Source organism: Shewanella sp. CG12_big_fil_rev_8_21_14_0_65_47_15 (assembly GCF_002783505.1).
Lineage (GTDB): Bacteria > Pseudomonadota > Gammaproteobacteria > Enterobacterales > Shewanellaceae > Shewanella.
Genome location: NZ_PFGL01000034.1, coordinates 5,375 through 8,818, shown reverse-complemented (window position 1 = coordinate 8,818; position 3,444 = coordinate 5,375). Strand labels below are relative to the sequence as shown.

The following is a 3,444-nucleotide window of genomic DNA, read 5'->3' as shown; positions in this document are numbered from 1 at the left end:
TTTAAGAAAAGGTCTGTACCTTCTCGGCGGCTGAGCTTGAGCTTGGGACCCAAGTATCTTGCCATGATCTTTCTCCAACTATCCTAATGAAACGACGTTATACACGACGCTTTTTAGGAGGACGACAACCATTATGAGGGATCGGCGTCACATCGGTAATGTTGGTAATTTTATAACCAACAGCGTTCAGCGCACGAATGGCTGACTCACGACCTGGACCTGGACCCTTCACAAACACTTCAAGGTTTTTTAAACCGTAGTCTTGAGCAGCAGCACCTGCACGCTCAGCAGCCACCTGTGCAGCAAATGGAGTAGATTTACGTGAACCACGGAAACCTGAACCACCTGAAGTAGCCCATGACAACGCATTACCTTGACGATCTGTAATGGTGACAATAGTGTTGTTGAAAGAAGCATGGATATGAGCCATGCCATCTGCAACCTGTTTACGTACGCGCTTACGCGGAGAACGTGACGGAACTTTAGCCATTGCTTTACCTTCCCGTTACTTTCTAATTGGTTTACGTGGACCTTTACGCGTACGCGCATTGGTCTTAGTACGTTGCCCACGAAGAGGCAGGCTACGACGATGGCGGAGACCACGATAACAACCAAGATCCATAAGACGCTTGATGTTCATTGAAATCTCACGACGTAAGTCACCTTCTACAATGTATTTGGCAACTTCTTCGCGTAGTGTATCTATTTGAGCTTCGCTCAATTCCTTGATCTTAGCAGTTTCAGCGATAGCTGTAGCCGCGCAGATTGCTCTGGCGCGAGTACGGCCGATGCCGAAAATAGCAGTCAATGCAATGACTGTATGCTTTTGATCAGGAATGTTAATGCCAGCGATACGGGCCACTATGCACTCCTTAAAGTTAAAGGCCATCTGTGAAAAGCCCGAAAGGATACTCAACAGATGACAGATTTGCAATCATTTTTTAGTCAGCCCCAAAATTAGGGCCGACTAAAATGTTTTTTAGCCTTGACGCTGTTTGTGTTTTGGTTCAACACAGATAACGCGTACAACGCCACTACGCTTGACGATCTTGCAATTACGGCAGATCTTCTTCACGGAAGCTCGAACTTTCATTTCATCACTCCGTAAAGCTAATTAGCGACCAAAGCGATCTAAATTCGCTTTGTTTACTAGGTTAGCTTTCTTCATCACAGACTCATACTGATGTGACATCATATGGGTCTGAACCTGAGCCATGAAGTCCATGATCACAACTACCATAATGAGTAGTGAAGTACCGCCAAAATAGAACTGTACTTTCCATGCGATTAACATGAACTCCGGAATTAAGCAGATAAAGGTAATGTATAACGCGCCTGCTAATGTCAAACGAGTCATTACTTTATCAATGTAACGCGAAGTCTGTTCTCCAGGACGGATCCCAGGGATGAATGCACCACTCTTCTTCAGGTTATCAGCTGTCTCACGTGGGTTAAACACCAACGCAGTATAGAAGAAACAGAAGAAAATAATTGCTGTTGCATATAATAATGAGTAAAGCGGTTGTCCAGGTGACACAGCCAGTGAAAAATCACTTAACCATGACATGGATTCATTTTGACCAAACCACTGAGCCAGTGTTCCAGGGAACAAAATGATGCTTGACGCAAAAATTGGGGGAATTACACCCGCCATGTTTATTTTCAGCGGTAAGTGGGTACTTTGCGCGGCGAACACCTTACGGCCTTGCTGACGCTTAGCATAGTTAACGACGATACGACGCTGACCACGTTCCACAAACACTACAAAATAAGTCACAGCAAATACAATTACCGCGAGCAACAACAATACTAACACATTCAAGTCACCTTGACGCGCCTGCTCAGCCGTTTGGCCGATAGCGGAAGGTAATCCAGCAACAATACCTGCGAAAATCAGAATCGAGATACCGTTACCTATACCACGTTCGGTAATCTGCTCGCCTAGCCACATCAGGAACATAGTTCCAGTAACTAAACTGACAACCGCAACAAAGTAAAATCCAAATCCAATGTTGACCACAAGGCCAGGTACTAAATTTGGTAACCCGGTTGCAATACCGACCGACTGGAATGTACCCAGCACTAAGGTACCCCATCTGGTATATTGACTGATTTTCTTACGTCCTGATTCGCCTTCCTTTTTTAATTCAGCGAGTGCAGGATGCACAACAGTCAACAATTGCATGATAATCGATGCCGAAATATACGGCATAATACCCAATGCAAAGATAGAGGCACGCGAAAGGGCGCCACCCGAGAACATGTTAAACATGCCCAGGATGGTCCCTTTTTGCTGAGCAAACAGCTCTGCTAATACAGCTGCGTCAATACCAGGAATTGGCACAAACGAACCGGCCCTAAAGACGATAATCGCACCAATCACGAACAGGAGGCGAGCTTTCAACTCAGAAAGTCCACCTTTCGCGCTTTTTAAATCAAGTCCTGGTTTTGCCATCGACGTATTATTCCTCGATCTTACCGCCAGCAGCTTCAATTGCTGCACGAGCACCTTTGGTTACCTTCAGACCTTTAACAGTCACAGGGCGCTCAATGGTACCTGAAAGAACAATTTTCGCAAACTGGATGTTGCGAGTAATAACGTTCGCATCTTTCAGAGCGTTTAAGTCGATAACATCACCGTTAACTTTAGCTAGTTCGAGTACACGAACTTCAGCTGTTACCATAGCGCGACGCGAGGTAAAACCAAATTTAGGTAAACGGATCTTAAGTGGCATTTGACCACCCTCGAAGCCTGGGCGTACACCGCCACCGCTGCGAGATTTTTGGCCTTTATGACCACGACCCGCAGTTTTACCTAAGCCTGAACCCATACCACGGCCTACGCGCTTTGGTGCATGCTTAGAGCCTGCAGCTGGAGATAGAGTATTTAAACGCATCTATTAATCCTCCACCTTAACCATGTAGTAGACCTTGTTGATCATACCGCGAACAGAAGGAGTATCTTCTAATTCCACAGTGTGACCAATGCGACGCAGACCAAGACCTGTTAAGGTTGCACGGTGTTTTGGTAAACGACCGATAGCACTTTTAGTCTGAGTAACTTTTACAGTTTTAGTTGCCATGGTGCATTACCCCCGAATTTCGTCAACATTCAGGCCACGCTTAGCTGCGATTTGCGAAGGTGACTTCATGTGCACCAATGCATCGACAGTCGCGCGAACGATGTTGATCGGGTTAGTAGAACCGTATGCTTTTGACAGAACGTTATGCACGCCTGCTACTTCCAATACGGCACGCATTGCGCCACCGGCGATAATACCGGTACCCTGTGATGCTGGTTGCATGTATACACGTGAACCAGTATGACGACCTTTAACTGGGTGATGCAGAGTACCTGCATTCAACTCCACGGTCACCATGTTACGACGGGCTTTTTCCATAGCTTTTTGAATTGCTGCTGGAACTTCGCGCGCTTTACCATAG

Annotated in this window: 7 protein-coding genes and 1 pseudogene; all 8 read right to left on the bottom strand. The window is 46.1% G+C overall.

Features of this window, described 5'->3' with window-relative positions; all coding sequences use genetic code 11:
- Positions 1 to 65 (bottom strand): annotated as a pseudogene (rpsD, locus tag COW15_RS09555) (30S ribosomal protein S4); the annotation flags it as partial.
- Positions 66 to 97: 32 nt separating this feature from the next.
- Entirely contained in the window at positions 98 to 490 is a 393-nt protein-coding gene (gene rpsK, locus COW15_RS09550) for a 30S ribosomal protein S11 (protein WP_006083577.1), read from the bottom strand.
- Between the two features lie 15 nt (positions 491 to 505).
- Complete coding sequence (gene rpsM / locus COW15_RS09545; protein ID WP_198781926.1) at positions 506 to 862, bottom strand: 30S ribosomal protein S13; 357 nt, start codon at positions 860 to 862, stop codon at positions 506 to 508.
- Positions 863 to 979: 117 nt separating this feature from the next.
- A complete protein-coding gene (gene rpmJ / locus COW15_RS09540; RefSeq protein WP_006083579.1) occupies positions 980 to 1,093 on the bottom strand; it encodes a 50S ribosomal protein L36 in 114 nt (37 codons plus the stop codon).
- Between the two features lie 21 nt (positions 1,094 to 1,114).
- Positions 1,115 to 2,455, bottom strand: coding sequence for a preprotein translocase subunit SecY (gene secY / locus COW15_RS09535; protein WP_006083580.1), 1,341 nt, complete (start codon positions 2,453 to 2,455; stop codon positions 1,115 to 1,117).
- Positions 2,456 to 2,462: 7 nt separating this feature from the next.
- Positions 2,463 to 2,897, bottom strand: coding sequence for a 50S ribosomal protein L15 (rplO, locus tag COW15_RS09530; protein WP_006083581.1), 435 nt, complete (start codon positions 2,895 to 2,897; stop codon positions 2,463 to 2,465).
- A gap of 3 nt (positions 2,898 to 2,900) precedes the next feature.
- Entirely contained in the window at positions 2,901 to 3,083 is a 183-nt protein-coding gene (gene rpmD / locus COW15_RS09525) for a 50S ribosomal protein L30 (RefSeq protein WP_007644440.1), read from the bottom strand.
- A gap of 6 nt (positions 3,084 to 3,089) precedes the next feature.
- Positions 3,090 to 3,444, bottom strand: a 355-nt coding sequence (locus tag COW15_RS09520; RefSeq protein ID WP_293632242.1) for a 30S ribosomal protein S5, incomplete at its 5' end; no start/stop codon positions are given.